The sequence below is a fragment of the Streptomyces sp. NPDC102278 genome, from assembly GCF_044766345.1.
Classification (GTDB): Bacteria; Actinomycetota; Actinomycetes; order Streptomycetales; family Streptomycetaceae; genus Streptomyces.
On sequence record NZ_JBIWLV010000019.1, the window covers coordinates 1 to 14,953 of the forward strand.

Annotated in this window: 14 protein-coding genes; 6 read left to right on the plus strand and 8 right to left on the minus strand. The window is 72.6% G+C overall.

What is annotated here, in order from left to right:
* Nucleotides 1–128: 128 nt before the first annotated feature.
* Nucleotides 129–749, minus strand: a complete 621-nt coding sequence (locus ACIRO3_RS31315) for a response regulator (RefSeq protein WP_404142422.1) — start codon at nt 747–749, stop codon at nt 129–131.
* Nucleotides 746–2,059: a sensor histidine kinase gene (locus ACIRO3_RS31320; RefSeq protein ID WP_404142425.1), complete on the minus strand. Its 1,314-nt coding sequence runs from the start codon at nt 2,057–2,059 to the stop codon at nt 746–748. Before ACIRO3_RS31320 ends, ACIRO3_RS31315 begins: the two co-directional genes overlap by 4 nt.
* A 287-nt stretch (nt 2,060–2,346) precedes the next feature.
* Here ACIRO3_RS31320 and ACIRO3_RS31325 point away from each other — a divergent pair, with 287 nt between their 5' ends.
* Nucleotides 2,347–2,904: a heme-binding protein gene (locus tag ACIRO3_RS31325; RefSeq protein ID WP_404142428.1), complete on the plus strand. Its 558-nt coding sequence runs from the start codon at nt 2,347–2,349 to the stop codon at nt 2,902–2,904.
* Nucleotides 2,905–2,964: 60 nt separating this feature from the next.
* The gene (locus ACIRO3_RS31330) at nt 2,965–4,377 is read left to right on the plus strand and encodes a M1 family metallopeptidase (protein ID WP_404142431.1); all 1,413 of its coding nucleotides are present in this window, start codon (nt 2,965–2,967) and stop codon (nt 4,375–4,377) included.
* A gap of 49 nt (nt 4,378–4,426) precedes the next feature.
* Here the strand turns inward: ACIRO3_RS31330 and ACIRO3_RS31335 are convergent, their stop codons facing one another.
* Together ACIRO3_RS31335 and ACIRO3_RS31340 are read right to left on the minus strand one after the other, a co-directional pair.
* Nucleotides 4,427–4,957, minus strand: a complete 531-nt coding sequence (locus tag ACIRO3_RS31335; RefSeq protein ID WP_361777181.1) for a GNAT family N-acetyltransferase — start codon at nt 4,955–4,957, stop codon at nt 4,427–4,429.
* Between the two features lie 72 nt (nt 4,958–5,029).
* Nucleotides 5,030–5,605, minus strand: a complete 576-nt coding sequence (locus ACIRO3_RS31340; RefSeq protein WP_267825476.1) for a TerD family protein — start codon at nt 5,603–5,605, stop codon at nt 5,030–5,032.
* A 153-nt stretch (nt 5,606–5,758) separates the two neighbouring features.
* Here ACIRO3_RS31340 and arfB point away from each other — a divergent pair, with 153 nt between their 5' ends.
* Nucleotides 5,759–6,184 (plus strand): alternative ribosome rescue aminoacyl-tRNA hydrolase ArfB, encoded by a 426-nt coding sequence (arfB, locus tag ACIRO3_RS31345; protein ID WP_361777185.1) that lies wholly within the window; start codon nt 5,759–5,761, stop codon nt 6,182–6,184.
* A 111-nt stretch (nt 6,185–6,295) separates the two neighbouring features.
* On the opposite strand, the gene ACIRO3_RS31350 is transcribed toward arfB, so the two are convergent.
* Nucleotides 6,296–6,865 (minus strand): flavin reductase family protein, encoded by a 570-nt coding sequence (locus tag ACIRO3_RS31350; RefSeq protein WP_404142434.1) that lies wholly within the window; start codon nt 6,863–6,865, stop codon nt 6,296–6,298.
* A gap of 314 nt (nt 6,866–7,179) precedes the next feature.
* Here ACIRO3_RS31350 and cdgB point away from each other — a divergent pair, with 314 nt between their 5' ends.
* Nucleotides 7,180–8,889 (plus strand): diguanylate cyclase CdgB, encoded by a 1,710-nt coding sequence (gene cdgB, locus ACIRO3_RS31355; protein ID WP_404142435.1) that lies wholly within the window; start codon nt 7,180–7,182, stop codon nt 8,887–8,889.
* 68 nt (nt 8,890–8,957) lie between these two features.
* Nucleotides 8,958–10,019 (plus strand): CBM35 domain-containing protein, encoded by a 1,062-nt coding sequence (locus tag ACIRO3_RS31360; RefSeq protein ID WP_404142438.1) that lies wholly within the window; start codon nt 8,958–8,960, stop codon nt 10,017–10,019.
* Nucleotides 10,020–10,130: 111 nt separating this feature from the next.
* Here ACIRO3_RS31360 and ACIRO3_RS31365 read toward each other — a convergent pair whose 3' ends face one another.
* From ACIRO3_RS31365 to ACIRO3_RS31375, 3 genes are all read right to left on the minus strand, one after another.
* A complete protein-coding gene (locus ACIRO3_RS31365; protein ID WP_404142440.1) occupies nt 10,131–11,120 on the minus strand; it encodes a 1-phosphofructokinase family hexose kinase in 990 nt (329 codons plus the stop codon).
* A 211-nt stretch (nt 11,121–11,331) separates the two neighbouring features.
* On the minus strand, nt 11,332–12,483 hold the full coding sequence (gene nagA / locus ACIRO3_RS31370; RefSeq protein ID WP_404142443.1) for an N-acetylglucosamine-6-phosphate deacetylase: 1,152 nt from the start codon (nt 12,481–12,483) through the stop codon (nt 11,332–11,334).
* Nucleotides 12,483–13,415, minus strand: coding sequence for an ROK family protein (locus tag ACIRO3_RS31375; protein WP_361777419.1), 933 nt, complete (start codon nt 13,413–13,415; stop codon nt 12,483–12,485). Before ACIRO3_RS31375 ends, nagA begins: the two co-directional genes overlap by 1 nt.
* A 210-nt stretch (nt 13,416–13,625) precedes the next feature.
* Here ACIRO3_RS31375 and ACIRO3_RS31380 point away from each other — a divergent pair, with 210 nt between their 5' ends.
* On the plus strand, nt 13,626–14,927 hold the full coding sequence (locus ACIRO3_RS31380) for an extracellular solute-binding protein (protein ID WP_404142445.1): 1,302 nt from the start codon (nt 13,626–13,628) through the stop codon (nt 14,925–14,927).
* Nucleotides 14,928–14,953: the final 26 nt, after the last annotated feature.

Consider the following 14,953-nt stretch of genomic DNA (forward strand, 5'->3'; position numbering starts at 1 on the left):
CCCCCCCCCCCCCCCCCCCGCCCCACCCCCACCACCCAGCCCCGCCGGCGCTTGAGGCGCCCGGCGCAGCCGGGACCGGCAGCAACCAACCGCAACCACCCGGCGGGACCCGCAGGGACCGGCCCCCATCAAGGCAGCAGGCGTTGTTCCTTGGCCACCGACACCGCCCCCGCGCGCGTTTCCACGCCGAGCTTGTCGTAGATGCGGCCCAGGTGGGTCTTGACCGTGGCTTCGCTGATGAACAGCGCGCGGGCGATGTCGCGGTTGCCGAGGCCGCGGGCCAGCTGGCCCAGGATGTCCAGTTCACGGTCCGTCAGGGTGGGCCGGGTGCCCCGCATGTGGGCCATCACCCGGCTGGCCACCGGCTCGGAGAGCGTGGTGCGGCCGGCCGCCGCGGAGTGGATCGCGGCGAAGAGCTCCTCGGGGCGTTCCGCCTTGAGGAGGTAGCCGGTGGCGCCCGCGCCGATGGCCCGGGTGATGTCGGCGTCGGTGTCGTACGTGGTCAGTACCAGTACGTGCGGCGGGTCGGCGAGCGCCGTGATGCGGCGGGTGGCTTCGACGCCGTCGATGCCCTCGCCGAGCTGGAGGTCCATCAGGACCACGTCGGGGCGGAGTTTCACGGCCAGCGCGACGGCTTCCTCGCCGCTGCCGGCTTCGCCGAGGACCTCGATGTCGGGCTCGCTGCCCAACAGGGCGAGCAGGCCGGCGCGGACCACCACGTGGTCGTCGCAGAGCAGGATCGTCGTCATCCGGTGGGCTCCAGGGGGATCGAGGCGGAGAGGACCGTGCCCTCGCCCGGGGTGGATTCGACGGTGAGGTCGCCGCCGAGCTGGCTGACGCGGGCGCGTATGGCCGGGAGCCCGTGGCCGCGGTTGCCGGTCACGGGCCCGCCGCCCACCGCTCCTCCGCGCACGCCCCCGCCAGGTACGGGCCCGCCGCCCACCGACCCCCCACCCACGCCCCCACCAGGCACCGGCCCCCCACCAGGCACCGGCTCCGGGGGGCGGGGGAAGCCGTGGCCGTCGTCCGCGACGTCCAGGACCACCTGGTCGCCGAGGAAGCTCAGGGTGAGGGCGGCGGTGCGGGCGCCGGAGTGTTCGCGGACGTTGGCCAGCGCGCCTTGGGCGATCCGCAGGAGGGCGGATTCGGCCCGGTCCGGGAGGGGGGTCGGGGTGCCTTCCAGGTGGAAGCGGACCTCGATGTCGGGGCCCGCGTCGAGGGCGCGCAGGGCGTCGGCGAGGCCGGCGCCGCCCGCGAGTTCCGGCGGGGCCAGGTCGTGGACCAGTCGGCGGGCCTCGGCGAGGCCGCGCGCGGCGATGTCGGTGGCGGTACGGACGTGCGCGCGGGCGGTGCCGGGATCGCTGTCCCAGGTGCGGTCGGCGGCCTGGAGCAGCATCTGCTGGCTCGACAGGTGCTGGGCCAGGGTGTCGTGGATCTCCATCGACAGGCGCTGGCGTTCCGCGAGGGTGCCTTCCCGACGTTCGGTGGCGGCGAGTTCCCGGCGGGTCCGGATCAGGTCGTCGATCAGGGCGCGCTGGGCCTCGGCCTGGCGTTCGGTGTGGACGAAGACGGCCGTGGCGAGCGCGGCGACGGCGGGCGGGGCGAGCAGCAGGTTCGGGTCGAAGGCCTGGGACAGCTTCAGCTGGGCGGCCACCACGAACACGGTGAGCAGGGCCACGAGCACGATGGCGGCGCGGGGCGGGAGGGTGCGCAGCCCCGTGTAGAAGAGCGGTACGGCGCACCACGCGAAGCTCGGCGCGAGGACGACGAGGACCACCCAGGTGGCCACCACCAGGCCGAGCCACAGGAGCCTGCGCACGGTGGGCGCGGCGCCGAGGGCGGGGCCCAGGACGTACAGCAGGGCGAGGACGATGCTGAGGGCGATGATCCACGGGGTGCGGGGCTCGCCGGGGTGCCGCAGCAGGAAGCGGGCCACGGAGGCGCCCAGGAGCAGGAAGAACGCCGTGTGCATGACGGTGGCCAGGGCGCGGGTGTCGGGGTTCCGCGGCGGTGCGGGGCTCACGGGGTGCTCCTGGGGTGGGGTGGTGCGTACGTCCATCCTGAGGCCTGACGCGGCGGCGGCGCCTTCGGACGGGGCCCTCGGACGAGGCTCTCGGACGGGCCTTCGGGCGGCCTACGGGCGGGGACTCCGGCGAGCGCGTCGCTCGCGGACGCGCTCTGACCAGCCAATCCTCCCGCGTACCCGGCGCGCATCGACCGATCGGTTGACCCTCGGGTCAACCGGTGCGCCGGCCGTCGCGAGCCGGTACGGCGACGGGTGGGCCGGCTTCCCGGGCCGAGGCTTGGAGCAGCAGGGAAACGAGTCCGACGCATCCAGGAGCAGACATGAACACCCGCACCCGCGTTCTCACCGGTACCGCTCTCGCCGTCGCGCTCGGCGCCGGGACCTTCGGCGCCGTCAGCGCGAGCGCCGCGCAGAGCGAGTCCGCCCCGGCCGCCGCCCAGGCCGCTTCCTCGAAGAAGGACGACGACAGGAACTTCACCACCTCGACCCACCTCACCGTCGACGCCGCCTCCCGCGCCGCCCAGGCCGCGCTCGAGGCCGCCGAGAAGGAGGGCCAGAAGGTGACGGTCGCGGTGGTGGACCGCAACGGCAACACCCTGGTCACCCTGCGCGGCGACGGCGCCGGCCCGCAGTCCTACGAGTCGGCGCAGCGCAAGGCCTACACGGCCGTGTCCTGGAACGCCCCGACCTCGGTGCTGGCCGGTCGGCTCGCCCAGACCCCGAACCTGAAGGACATCCCCGGGACCCTCTTCCTCGGTGGCGGCACCCCGGTCCAGGCCAAGGGCGCCCCGGTCGCCGGCATCGGCGTGGCCGGCGCCCCGAGCGGTGACCTGGACGAGAAGTTCGCCAAGGTCGGCGCGGACTCCCTCACCAACTGACCCCGCCCGGCCCTGTCGTCGACACCGTGCCCCGCCGGGTGCCCACCTAGGATCGAACGCGTGGACCCACGCGCTCTCTCCCGCCTCGCCGCCCCCGCCCTCGCCGCCCTGCTCGCCCTCACCGCGGGCTGTACGGGCGACACCGTGCAGGGGCGGCCGGGTGCGTCCGGGGTCCGCGACCCGTACTTCCCCAAGGCCGGCAACGGCGGCTACCAGGTGGAGCACTACGACCTCGACCTGGCCTACGACCCGGCCGACAGGCAGCTGCACGGCACGGCCGTCATCACGGCCCGCGCCGAGCAGGGCCTCAGCTCCTTCAACCTCGATTTCGCGGGCCTGCGCGTCGAGAACGTCACCGTCGAGGGCGAGGCGGCCCGCTTCAACCGGTCGGGCACCGAGCTGACGGTGCGCCCGCCCGAGGACCTGAGGAAGGGCGAGGTCTTCCGTACCGAGATCGACTACACGGGTACGCCGAAGCCCCTCACCGACCCGGACGGCTCCAAAGAGGGCTGGATCACCACCGAGGACGGATCCGTCGCGGTGGGGGAGCCGGTCGGCTCGATGGGCTGGTTCCCCGGCAACCACCACCCGAGCGACAAGGCCACCTACGACATCAGGCTGACCGTGCCGGACGGCTACGAGGCCGTGTCGAACGGCGAGCTCCGCTCGCGCACCGACGTCGGCGACGGTCGGACCGAGTTCGCGTGGCACAACCCGGAGCCGATGGCGAGTTATCTGGCGACCGCCGCCGTCGGGAAGTTCAAGGTGTCCACCGGTCGCACGCCCTCCGGGATCGGCGTCTACAACGCCGTGTCGCCGGACGAGGCACAGGACAGCGCGGCCGCGCTGGCCCGGATCCCCGAGGTCGTGGAGTGGGGCAGCGGCAAGTTCGGGCCGTATCCCTTCGGCACGGTGGGGACGATCGTGGTGCCGGACGGGACCCTCACCTACGCGCTGGAGACCCAGACCAAACCCGTCTACTCGGGCGCTCCCGACGAGGAGCTGATCGTGCACGAGCTGGCCCACCAGTGGTTCGGCGACTCGGTGTCGCCGAAGTCCTGGAAGGACATGTGGCTCAACGAGGGCTTCGCCACCTACGCCGAGTGGCTGTGGGCGGAGGAGCACGGCGGGGCCGGCGCGCAGGAACGGTTCGACGCGTTCCTCGCGGGTGACACGAAGGTCGACCCGGCCGCCGACTCCGACTGGGACGCGTTCCCGCCGGCCGCGCCGCCCGGCCCGGAGGACATCTCCGAGGCACCCGTGTACGCCCGGGGCGCGATGGTGCTGCACCGGATCCGGCAGGAGGTCGGGGACGCGAAGTTCTTCGCCCTGCTGCGCGGCTGGGCCGCGGAGCACCGGCACGGCAACGCGAGTACGGCCGACTTCACCGCCTACGCGCAGAAGAAGACGGGCCACGACCTGAAGGAGGTCTGGGACGTCTGGCTGTACGGCGAGGACCGTCCCGAGACCTGAGCCGACAGGGCCTCGGTGCAGTGATCACGCGCGTGGTTCACGCGGCGGTTCACAGGGCCTTGCGCAGGACCGTGCAGGGGCGCCCGAGTTCGCGGTCGGTGGCCTGGCGCAGGACCGCGTACCCCTGGGCGCGCCAGAAGGCAAGGGCGCCGGGGTTGTTGTCGAGCACGGCGATCCGCAGGCCCGTACGGCCCGCGGCGCGGAAGCGGTCCGCGACGAGGCCGGCGAGGGCGCTGCCGTGGCCCGCGCGGTGCGCGGTCGCGTCGATGAGGAGCAGGCCGATCCAGGGGTCCGGGTCGGTGGAGTCCGGGTCGCCCGGGGAGGCTCCGTCGCGGTGGGCGAGGGTGGCGGCCAGTCCGACGAGACGGCCGGCGGAACGGGCCATCAGTACTTCGGCGCCCTCGTGGGCGAGTTCGTCGGCGAGGGCCTCGGCGACCTGTTCGACCGTGATGCGGGCCGGGTCGGGGAAGTCGCCGCTGAGCTCGAAGAACGCGTGGTTGGTCGCGTAGAGCGTGGCGATCTCGGTGAGGACCGGGCCGGGCAGGGCGCCGTCGACGGGAACGAGCGGTTGCAGGATCACCTGGCGAACGGTAGCGAAGCTCCCCTCCCCGGACGGGGGGAGGGGGCTTCACCGGCGGCGATGCCGCGGAGATCAGACGTTGACGCCGAAGTCCTGGGCGATGCCGGTCAGGCCGGAGGCGTACCCCTGGCCGACCGCGCGGAACTTCCACTCGGCGCCGCTGCGGTAGAGCTCGCCGAAGACCATGGCGGTCTCGGTCGCCGCGTCCTCGGAGAGGTCGTAGCGGGCGATCTCGGCGCCGCCGGCCTGGTTCACGACGCGGATGTACGCGTTGCGGACCTGGCCGAAGTTCTGGCTGCGGGTCTCGGCGTCGTAGATGGAGACGGGGAAGACGATCTTGTCGACATCGGCCGGCAGGCCGGCCAGGTTGACGTTGATGGCCTCGTCGTCGCCCGAACCCTCACCGGTGCGGTTGTCACCGGTGTGGACGATGGTCTGGTCCGGGGTGGACTTGTTGTTGAAGAACACGAAGTGACCGTCGGAGACGACCTTGCCCGTCGGGTTGACGGCGATGGCGGAGGCGTCCAGGTCGAAGTCGACACCGGTCGTCGTACGGACGTCCCAGCCGAGGCCGACCGTGACGGCACTGAGGCCCGGGGCCTCCTTGGTGAGCGAGACGTTGCCGCCCTTGGACAGGCTTACTGCCATTTTGACTGGTGTCCCTTCCTCGTCACATGACCGCGAGATGTGGCCAAGTTACCGCTGACCTTCATAACGCGGGGAGGGGGTCCGTAGGTTCCAGGCCCCGCGACCGGCGAAAAATGGGTGACGGGGCCGGGCCGGGGCGGGATCATTGGGGGCATGCCTGGTCCCTATGTCATTCGTGGTTCGGTCGTGTTGCCCGAGGGCGAGCTCGGCTGGCGGTTCTCGCGCTCCTCCGGGCCGGGTGGTCAGCACGTGAACACCTCGGACTCGCGGGTCGAGCTGCTGTTCGACGTGGCGGCGACGAAGGCGCTGCCGGACGTGTGGAAGGAACGGGCGCTGGAGCGGCTCGCCTCGCGGCTGGTGGACGGGGTGGTGACCGTACGGGCGTCCGAGCACCGCTCGCAGTTCCGCAACCGGGAGATGGCGCTGGTACGGATGGCCGCGCTGCTGGCGGAGGCGACGGCGCCGCCGCCGAAGGCCCGGCGGGCGACGAGGATCCCCCGGGGGATCAACGAGCGGCGGCTGCGGGAGAAGAAGGCCCGGGGCGAGACGAAGCGGGGACGGACCGCGCGCGACTGGTAGCGGCCCCCGGGCGCTCCGGAGCCAAGGAGCCCCACGCCCCGTCCGCCGGCGCGGCCGGGAACGCCGACCGGCACTCGCGGCCGGGAACGCCGACCGGCGCGGCCTCCCGCGTCAGCCCGCCAGGTGGCGGTAGCGGCCGCGGAAGTAGGTCAGGGGCGGTGAGTCCGGGGCCGGCAGAGTGGTCGTCAGGACGCGGGCGAGGACCAGGGTGTGATCGCCGGCCTCGACGCGGGACTCGGTACGGCACTCCAGGGTGGCCAGGGCGCCGGTGAGCAGCAGGGCTCCGGAGACGGCGCCGCGGACCTGGGGCAGGCCCTCGAACAGCAGACGATCGCTGATCCGGCCCTTCATCGCGAACCTGCCCGCGATCTGGAGCTGGCCGTCCGCCAGGATCGAGGCCCCCCACAGCGGCTGCTCCGCCAGCAGGTCGTCCATGCGGGAGCCCTCGCGCAGGCTCACCAGGACCATCGGAGGGTCCAGGGAGACGGACATGAAGGCGGTCGCCGTCATGCCGACGTCCTCGCCGCGCGGTCCGTCCGCCGTCAGGGCGGGTTCGTGTGCGGTGATCAGGCACACACCCGCGGCCAGCCGGGACATGGCCGCGCGGAACTCGTCGTTGCTCACCCCCTCAGGATGCGGGGTCGGGGACGGGGCGGGAGGTACGGAGGTCGTGTTCGGCACGCTTGGAACGCTATCCCCGCCGTCCAGGGGCGCACATCGGGCGCTGGTCCGAGCCGCGTCCCCGCCGCTTGGCCTAGGCCATCACTTCACGTTTGCTCCCGGAAAGGCGGGGGAGCGCTCCCAGGCGCCGCGCGGCCCGGGGATCGACCCGGGGGCATCGTTATTCATCTCATGTGACTTGAGTCACAGAGGGCAAGATTTGTTGACCCTGTGTACCTGCCGCACAGCTCACTGTGATTCAGTGGACGGGACACCGCAACGAAACGCCGATGACAAACCTGGAGTTGCTGTCGAGGTCTCGGGGAGAGCGAACAATGGAGACCGAGTCGGAGCCGTACGTCCGTCTTGCGACCCTGCGACAGCTGCATCGGGTGGTGGCCGAACTCAACACGGCCCGGAGCCTCGCGGACACCCTGCAGACCGTCGTCGACGGCATCGTCGTGGGCCTCGGCTACGAACTCGCCTGTGTCAACCTCGTACGTCCTGACGGGGATCTCGTCGTCGCCGCCTTCGCCGGCGACCCCGCCGCCGAGGCGCTGATCACGGGTCGGGTCGGTTCCCGCCCCGCCTGGGAACGCCGGCTGACGATGGGTGAGAACTGGGACGGGCTCCGCTTCATCCCGCACACCGAGGGCTGGGTCCTGATGGAGGACGACGTCCCCCAGTGGCACACCGACGGCCCCGATCCGCGCTTCGAGGACGAGTGGCACCCCGAGGACCGGCTCTACGCCCCCATGTATGCGTCGGGCGGGGAACTTCTGGGTGTCATTTCGGTGGACAGACCGCGCAACGGGCGCCGCCCGGGCGCGTGGGGGCGCGAGGCGCTCCAGATGTACGCCTTCCAGGCGGCGATTGCGATCAGCAACGCACGCCTTCGCGCGAACATGCAACGGGCCCTCGTCCGGCTCGAAAGGGAGCAGCAGGCGCTGCGCGCCAGCGAGGAGTCGTTCCGCCAGGCCTTCGAGTACGCGCCCAGCGGCATGGCCATCGCCGAGATGGGCGGCGACCAGCACGGTCGGCTGCTGCGCACCAACGACGCGCTGTGCCGGCTGCTGGGTCGGCCGGCCTCCGTGCTGCGCCGGTACTCCTTCTCCGACCTCGTGCACCCCGAGGACATCGGCACCCTGCTGCGGACCTCCGCCGAGGGCGGCCGGGCCGAGCTGAGGCTGGGGCGGCGCGACGGTACCTATGTATGGGTGTCGCTGCGCAATTCCGTGGTGGCCGACGCGGCCGACGGGCCGCGCTTCCTGCTCACGCACGTCGAGGACATCGAGGAGCGCAAGCGGCACGAACTCCAGCTCGCGCACCGGGCCAGCCACGATTCGCTGACCGGCCTGCCCAACAGCGCCGAGCTGCGTTCCCGCCTGGGGTCGCGGCTCTGTCGCAGGCCGCAGTCCGTGCGCGCCACGGCCGTGGAGGCGCTGGACGCGGCCTACGAGGGGCGGCCCGAGGCGGGTGGTGCCGTCGAGCACGGCTTTCGGCCCGACGGCTCGCACGGTTTCGCGGTGCCCGACCCGTTCGAGTTCCCGGGCGCCGCGGTGGGCGGGGCCCCGGGCGCGGGGGACGCGGGCCCGTTCGACCACCACGTGCACGCGGTCGCGCCCGATCCGGAGGTCGACGACGGAACGAAGGGCCTGGCCGTCCTCTTCTGTGATCTCGACGGGTTCAAGTCGATCAACGACCGGTTCGGGCACCACACGGGCGACGCGGTCCTCATCGAGGTCGCCCGGCGGCTGACGACGGGCGTCAGGGACGGTGACACCGTCGCCCGGCTGGGTGGTGACGAATTCGTCGTCCTCGCCGACGGGCTGGGGGCGGCCGACGCCGCCGACCTGGCCGTCCGGCTGCGCAATGCGATCATCCCGCCGATCAGGGTGGACGGCCGGGCGGTCCGTGTGGGAGCGAGTTTCGGCATCGGCTGGGCCGGGTGCGGGATGTCCGCGGACGAGGTGCTGCGCTCCGCCGACCAGCGGATGTACATCGAGAAGAGGTCCCGTTCCAAGGCGCACCGCCGGGCCGGCTGAGCCGATCGGCCGCCCGTGGGCGCACGTGTTCGGGGTAGGCTCCCGTGGGTCGAAAGGAGTGACCTGCGATGACGACGCCCGCGAACAACGGCCCGAACAGTGGGGCGAACAAGCCCGAGGACGACGACCCGTTCGGCTACCTCTACGCGGACGGCCAGGCCGCCGGAGCCACCCCGCCCACGTCGGGCGGTGGGTACGGCTACCCCGGCCCGACGGGCGGGGGCCAGGCCGGAGCACAGCCCGGTGTCCCCCGGACCTCGTACAACCAGGTGCGGACCGTCGGTGAGCGGACGTCTCGCGGCCAGCGCGGTCCCGTCCCGTACCAGCAGGGTTACCAGCAGCCCCCGCAGTCCTACGAGGCCCAGTACCAGGCCCCCGAGGCACTCCAGGCGGGCGGCTACGGTGTCCCGCCGCAGCACCAGTCCGCGCAGACGCAGACCCATGCGGCCACGGCTCCCGGCGGACACGGCGGGCACGGCGGCGGTGGCGGCGGCTCCAGCCGCCGCGGGCTGCTGATCGCGGCGGTCGCGGTGGTCGGCGCGGTCGTGATCGGCATCGGCGCGGCCCTCGTCTTCGGCGACGACGGCAAGGAGAAGGACGACAAGGGGCAGGCGGCCGGTCAGTCGCAGCAGCCGGTTGCCCCGAACAAGTCGGCGGACCCCGAGCCGAGCGGCTCCCCCGAGCCCTCGCAGGCACCGCTGCCGAACGGCGACGCGGCGGGCGCCGGCATGTTCCTGTCGGGCGGGGCGAAGTTGCAGAGCGCCGTGCCCGGGTCGAAGAGCACCGGCGGCCAGTACGTGGGCGAGTTCAACCACCAGGGCGCCGCGCTGACCTGGACGGTCGACCTGCCGGAGGACGGCAAGTACACGCTCTTCGTGAACTACGGGGTACCCGGCAAGGACGCGAAGGCGACCTTGACGATCAACGGGCAGAGCCCCAACCAGAGCCTGAACCTGGCGAACTTCGCCAAGGCGTCCGAGGGCGCCTGGGACAAGGGGTGGACGACCACCTTCGCGTGGATAAACCTGAAGAAGGGCACGAACACGATGAAGATCTCGTGTGAGGCCGGCGACAAGTGCGAGGCGATCTTCGACCAGCTCAACCTGGGCCGGGGGCACGTCAAGCGCTGACCGGACGCGGCACGAGCGCTGACCGGGCGCGGCACAAGCGACGAACGGGCGGGGCGCCACAGGAGTGGCGCCCCGCCCGTTCGTTCGCGTCCGGTCGTGCCGGCCTTCGCGTCAGATCCGGCGTGCGACGCGGGGGTTGTGCGGGCGGGCGCCCCGGTGGGGCTCCGGCGGGCCGGCCGTCCGACCGGCTCCCGTGACGCGGACGGCGCCGCGGAACTCCTCGTAGGTGTCCGCGTCGAACTCGCCGGCCGCCGGTGCGTGGACGGTGGCCGCCGACAGGGCGACGGCGCGGGTCAGCCGCTCCGGCCAGTCCAGTCCCTCCGCCAGGCCCGACAGCAGCCCCGCCACCGCGGAGTCACCGGCTCCGGTGGGGTTGCCGCTCAGTGCGCGGGGCGGGGTCGCCCGCCAGGTGCCCTCGGCGGTGTCGGCGATCAGCCCGCCCGGGCCGAGCGAGGTGACCACGGCGTGGGCGCCGCGCCGGCGGGCGTCGCGGGTGGCGGGCAGCGGGTCGCGGGAGCCGGTGAGTTCGGCGAGTTCGGCCGCGTTCGGCTTGATGATCTCGGGGCGGGCGGCGATGCCCCGGCGCAGTGCCTCGCCGCCGGTGTCGAGCAGTACGGGGACCCCGGCCGCGCGGGCCGTCCGTATGAGCAGCGCGTACGCGCCCACCGGAACGCCGGGAGGCAGGCTGCCGCACAGGGCCACCGCGCGGGCGCCGGCGAGGAGTTCGCCGTAGCGGGAGAGGAATCCGGTCCACTCGGCGGGGGCGATCTGCGGGCCCGGTTCGTTGAACTGCGTGGTGTCGCCGGAGGTTTCGTCGACCACGGCCAGGGTGCGGCGGGTGCCGCCGGCGCAGGGGATCAGGGCGTCCAGCACGCCCGGCGAGCCCGCCAGGAGCTCGCGTACGACCGTGCCCGCCGGGCCGCCCGCGAAGCCGGTGGCGGTGACCTCGTGGCCGAGGGCCGCCAAGACGCGGGCCACGTTGAGGCCCTTGCCGCCGGGGCGTTCGCAGGCGCCGGTGACCCGGTGCGAGGTGTGCGGGCGCAGTCGCGGCACCCGGTAGGTGACGTCGAGTGCGGTGTTGAGCGTCACGGTGAGGATCATGGCAGGCCCCGGTCTCGGTGGATGCCGGGATCATGCCAAACGGAAGGCGGCCCGCCCAGCCCCACCGGCCGATCGCCCAGCCCCACCAGCCGAGCGCCCGGCCCCACCGGACGATTGCCCCGGTCCTACCGGCCGATCGACCGGTCCCACCGGCCCGTTCGCCCGGTCCCACCGGTCGAACCGCCGTGTCCCTCGCAGCCGACCGGGCGGGTCAGGCAACGGGGTTGACGATCCATTCGCCGCGCCGCATGACTGCCTTGACCTCGAACTCCGCGTCCAGGACGACCAGGTCGGCGTACTTGCCGGGCTCCAGCGAACCGACCTCGTCGTACAGGCCGAGGAGCTTGGCCGGGTTCGCGGAGATCGCCTGGACGACGGACTCGACGGGGAGCTGGTCCACGGTCACCGACCGCTTGAAGGCGGTGTCCAGGGTCAGGGTGGAACCGGCGATGGAGCCGCCTTCGACGAGGCGGGCCACGCCCTCCTTGACCTCGACCTCCAGCGGTCCGAGGTGGTAGGTGCCGTCGCCGAACCCGGCCGCGTCCATCGCGTCGGTGATCAGCGCGACGCGGTGGGCGCCCGCGTGGTGGAAGGCCAGTTCCAGCATCGCGGGGTGCAGGTGCGTGCCGTCGTTGATCAGCTCGACGGTGACCCGCTCGTCCTCCAGCAGCGCCGCGATCGGGCCGGGGGAGCGGTGCTCCAGGCCGGGCATGGCGTTGTAGAGGTGGGTGGCCACGGTCGCGCCCGCGTCGATGGCCTGGCGCGTCTGCTCGTACGTGGAGTCGGTGTGGCCGATGGCCGCGATGACCCCGTGCTCGGCCAGCAGCCGTACGGAGTCCAGTCCGCCCGGCAGTTCGGTGGCCAGGGTGAACATCCGGGCGGCGCCGTGCGAGGCGTCGATCAGCTTGCGGACCTCGGCCGGGTCGGGGTCGCGGAGCAGGTCCTCCTTGTGGGCGCCCTTGCGGCAGGGGTTGATGAACGGCCCCTCGAAGTGGATGCCCGCGATCTCGCCCTGCTGCGTCAGCTCGGCGAGCAGGCCCGCGCGCCGGGCCAGCTCGTCGAGGTCGCCGGTGACGGTGGAGGCGATCACGGTGGTCGTGCCGTGCTCGCGGTGGGTGCGTACGCCCTTGAGGACCTCGTCGGCGGTGCCGGAGGTGAAGGAGGCGCCGCCCCCGCCGTGGTTGTGCATGTCCACGAAGCCCGGGACGATCCAGTGGCCGGTCAGGTCCACGACGCGGGCGTCCTCGCGGGCGCTGCCCGCGACGCGCTCGCCGTCGACGATGACGCGCCCGCCCGCCACGATCCCGGTGGGCAGCACCACCTTGGCGCCGGAGAGAACAGTGCTGTGCGCGCTTCCGGACATCAGGCAGGTACCTCCGTGGCGAGTAGGTCCCAGGCGAGCAGCCCTGCGCCCAGGCATCCGGCGGTGTCCCCGAGGGCCGCCGGAACGATCTCGGGCAGCCGCTGGAACGTCACGCGCTCCTCCACGGCCGTCCGAAGTGGTGTGAACAAGGTTTCCCCCGCCTCGGCGAGCCCGCCACCGATGATCAGCGTGCGCGGGTCCAGCAGGGTGATCGCGGTGACCAGGCCGTCGGCGAGGGCGCCGATGGCGGTCTGCCACACCGCCCGGGCGCGTTCGTCGCCGGAGGCGACGGCCTCGGCGCAGTCGGCCGCGTCGGCCTCGGGGTCGCCGCAGGCGGCGGCCCAGGCGCGGCTGACGGCGGCGGCGGAGGCGAGCGTCTCCAGGCAGCCGTGCTGCCCGCAGCCGCAGGCGGGGCCGCCGGGGCGGACCACGATGTGACCGATCTCGCCGGCGTAGCCGTGCGCGCCCGCCTCGATGCGCCCGGCGATGCCGATGGCGCCGGCGATGCCGGTGCCGAGGGGGACGAAGAGGAACCGGTCCGCGTCCCGGCCCGCGCCGATGCGGCCCTCCGCGAGTCCGCCCGTGCGCACGTCGTGGCCGAGGGCCACGGGGATGCCGCCGAGGCGTCTGCCGAGCAGCTCGCGCATGGGTACGTCGCGCCAGCCCAGGTTCGCCGCGTAGACGGCGATCCCGTTCTCGGCGTCGACGATGCCGGGCACGGCCACGCCGGCGGCCGAGGCGGCCGTGGCGAAGCGGGCGCGGCCCAGGTCGAGCAGTTCGCAGGCGAAGTCCAGGATCGTCTCGACGACGGCCTCGGCGCCCCGCTCGCGGCCGGTGGCGCGGCGCGCCTCGTGCAGCAGGGTGCCGTCCTCCGCGACGAGGGCGGCCTTCATCCCGGTGCCGCCCACATCGAGGGCAATGACGTGTTTCACGGGTTTCACGGGGACAGTCTCGCGTGCTGGAGAGGCAAAGGTCTAGTCCAATGGGGAGGATTGTTGAGCGGCCATACAAATTCGGGACCCTGGTCCGGCAACAGTCCGGACACGGTCCGGGCGCGGGGCGCTCCAGGATGTGGACGCGTCGCCAAAGTGGTGTAGACCTTACGTCGAATCGTACGTACAACAAGGGGTGGATGGAGAACTGTGAAGGGCCGTTACCTGAGCCTGGCCGCGACCGGGGCCGCGCTGTGCCTGACCACGACGCTGACCGGCTGCGGATCCGTGTCGGCGCTCACCGGGGACAACGAGGTGACCCTCCGGGTCGTGGCGGCCGACTACGGCGACAATCCGCAGAACTCCTCGACCGGCTACTGGAAGGGCCTCGCCGAGAAGTTCCAGAAGGACCACCCGGGCGTCAAGGTCGAGGTCGACGTCTACTCCTGGACCGAGGTCGACGCGAAGGTCGCCGCGATGGTCAAGGCGAACAAGGCCCCCGACATCGCGCAGATCGGCGCCTACGCCGACTACGCCGAGGCGGACAAGCTCTACACCGCCGACGAGCTGCTCTCCGTGCAGACCGAAGCCGACTTCCTCGCCCCGCTCGCCGACGCCGGCAAGCACAAGCGCACCCAGTACGGCCTGCCCTTCGTGGCCAGCACCCGACTGCTCTTCTACAACGAGAAGCTGCTCACGGACGCGGGCGTGCTGCCGAAGGACGCCAAGGGCGGCTGGCAGCCGAAGAGCTGGGCGGAGCTGGAGGCGGCCGCCAAGAAGCTCAAGGGCAACGGCGTCCCCACCCCCTTCGCGCTGCCGCTCGGCCGCGAGGAGGCCCAGGCCGAGACGATGAACTGGCTGCTCGCGGGCGGTGGCGGCTACACCGACAACGAGGAGAACTACTCGATCGACTCCGCGGAGAACGTCAAGACGCTGGAGTTCCTGCGCGACAAGCTGGTCGGCCAGGGCCTGACCGGCTCCGTCGAGCCGGGCAAGTACGACCGCCAGGGCGCCTTCGACGCCTTCACCCGCGGCGAGGTCGGCATGCTCAACGGCCACCCCACGCTGATCAAGCAGGCCACCGCGAAGGGCCTCAAGTTCGGCATGGTGCCCATGCCCACGGTCGACGGCACCGAGCACTCCGCGATGGGCGTCGCGGACTGGGTGATGGCCTTCAAGAACGGCCACAAGAAGGAGTCGGGGCAGTTCCTCGACTTCCTCTACCAGGCCGACAATGTGACCGCCTTCACCAACCAGTACGGCCTGCTGCCCGTCACCACCAGCGGCTACCGGGCCATGCAGAACGCCACCGGCGGCTCCGCCCCGCAGCTGAAGACCTTCCTGGCGGCGCTGCCGAACTCCAAGCTGTACCCGGTCGGCAAGAAGTCCTGGGCGGGCGTCAGCGAGGACGTCAAGAAGAACATCGGCTCGACCGTCAAGCCCGGCGGACAGCCCGAGAAGGTCCTGAACGAGATCGCGCTGGCCGCGCGCAAGGCGGACGAGGACCAGTGAGACCCGCACCGCCCCGGGGTCGCCGG

What these genes read in the sequence shown, in the direction of transcription:
- ACIRO3_RS31360 (WP_404142438.1), top strand. Translation starts at nt 8,958, where the DNA reads ATGACGACGCCCGCGAACAACGGCCCGAACAGTGGGGCGAACAAGCCC.
- ACIRO3_RS31320 (WP_404142425.1), bottom strand. Translation starts at nt 2,059, where the DNA reads ATGGACGTACGCACCACCCCACCCCAGGAGCACCCCGTGAGCCCCGCA.
- cdgB (WP_404142435.1), top strand. Translation starts at nt 7,180, where the DNA reads ATGGAGACCGAGTCGGAGCCGTACGTCCGTCTTGCGACCCTGCGACAG.
- ACIRO3_RS31365 (WP_404142440.1), bottom strand. Translation starts at nt 11,120, where the DNA reads ATGATCCTCACCGTGACGCTCAACACCGCACTCGACGTCACCTACCGG.
- ACIRO3_RS31315 (WP_404142422.1), bottom strand. Translation starts at nt 749, where the DNA reads ATGACGACGATCCTGCTCTGCGACGACCACGTGGTGGTCCGCGCCGGC.
- arfB (WP_361777185.1), top strand. Translation starts at nt 5,759, where the DNA reads ATGCCTGGTCCCTATGTCATTCGTGGTTCGGTCGTGTTGCCCGAGGGC.
- ACIRO3_RS31325 (WP_404142428.1), top strand. Translation starts at nt 2,347, where the DNA reads ATGAACACCCGCACCCGCGTTCTCACCGGTACCGCTCTCGCCGTCGCG.
- ACIRO3_RS31340 (WP_267825476.1), bottom strand. Translation starts at nt 5,605, where the DNA reads ATGGCAGTAAGCCTGTCCAAGGGCGGCAACGTCTCGCTCACCAAGGAG.
- nagA (WP_404142443.1), bottom strand. Translation starts at nt 12,483, where the DNA reads ATGTCCGGAAGCGCGCACAGCACTGTTCTCTCCGGCGCCAAGGTGGTG.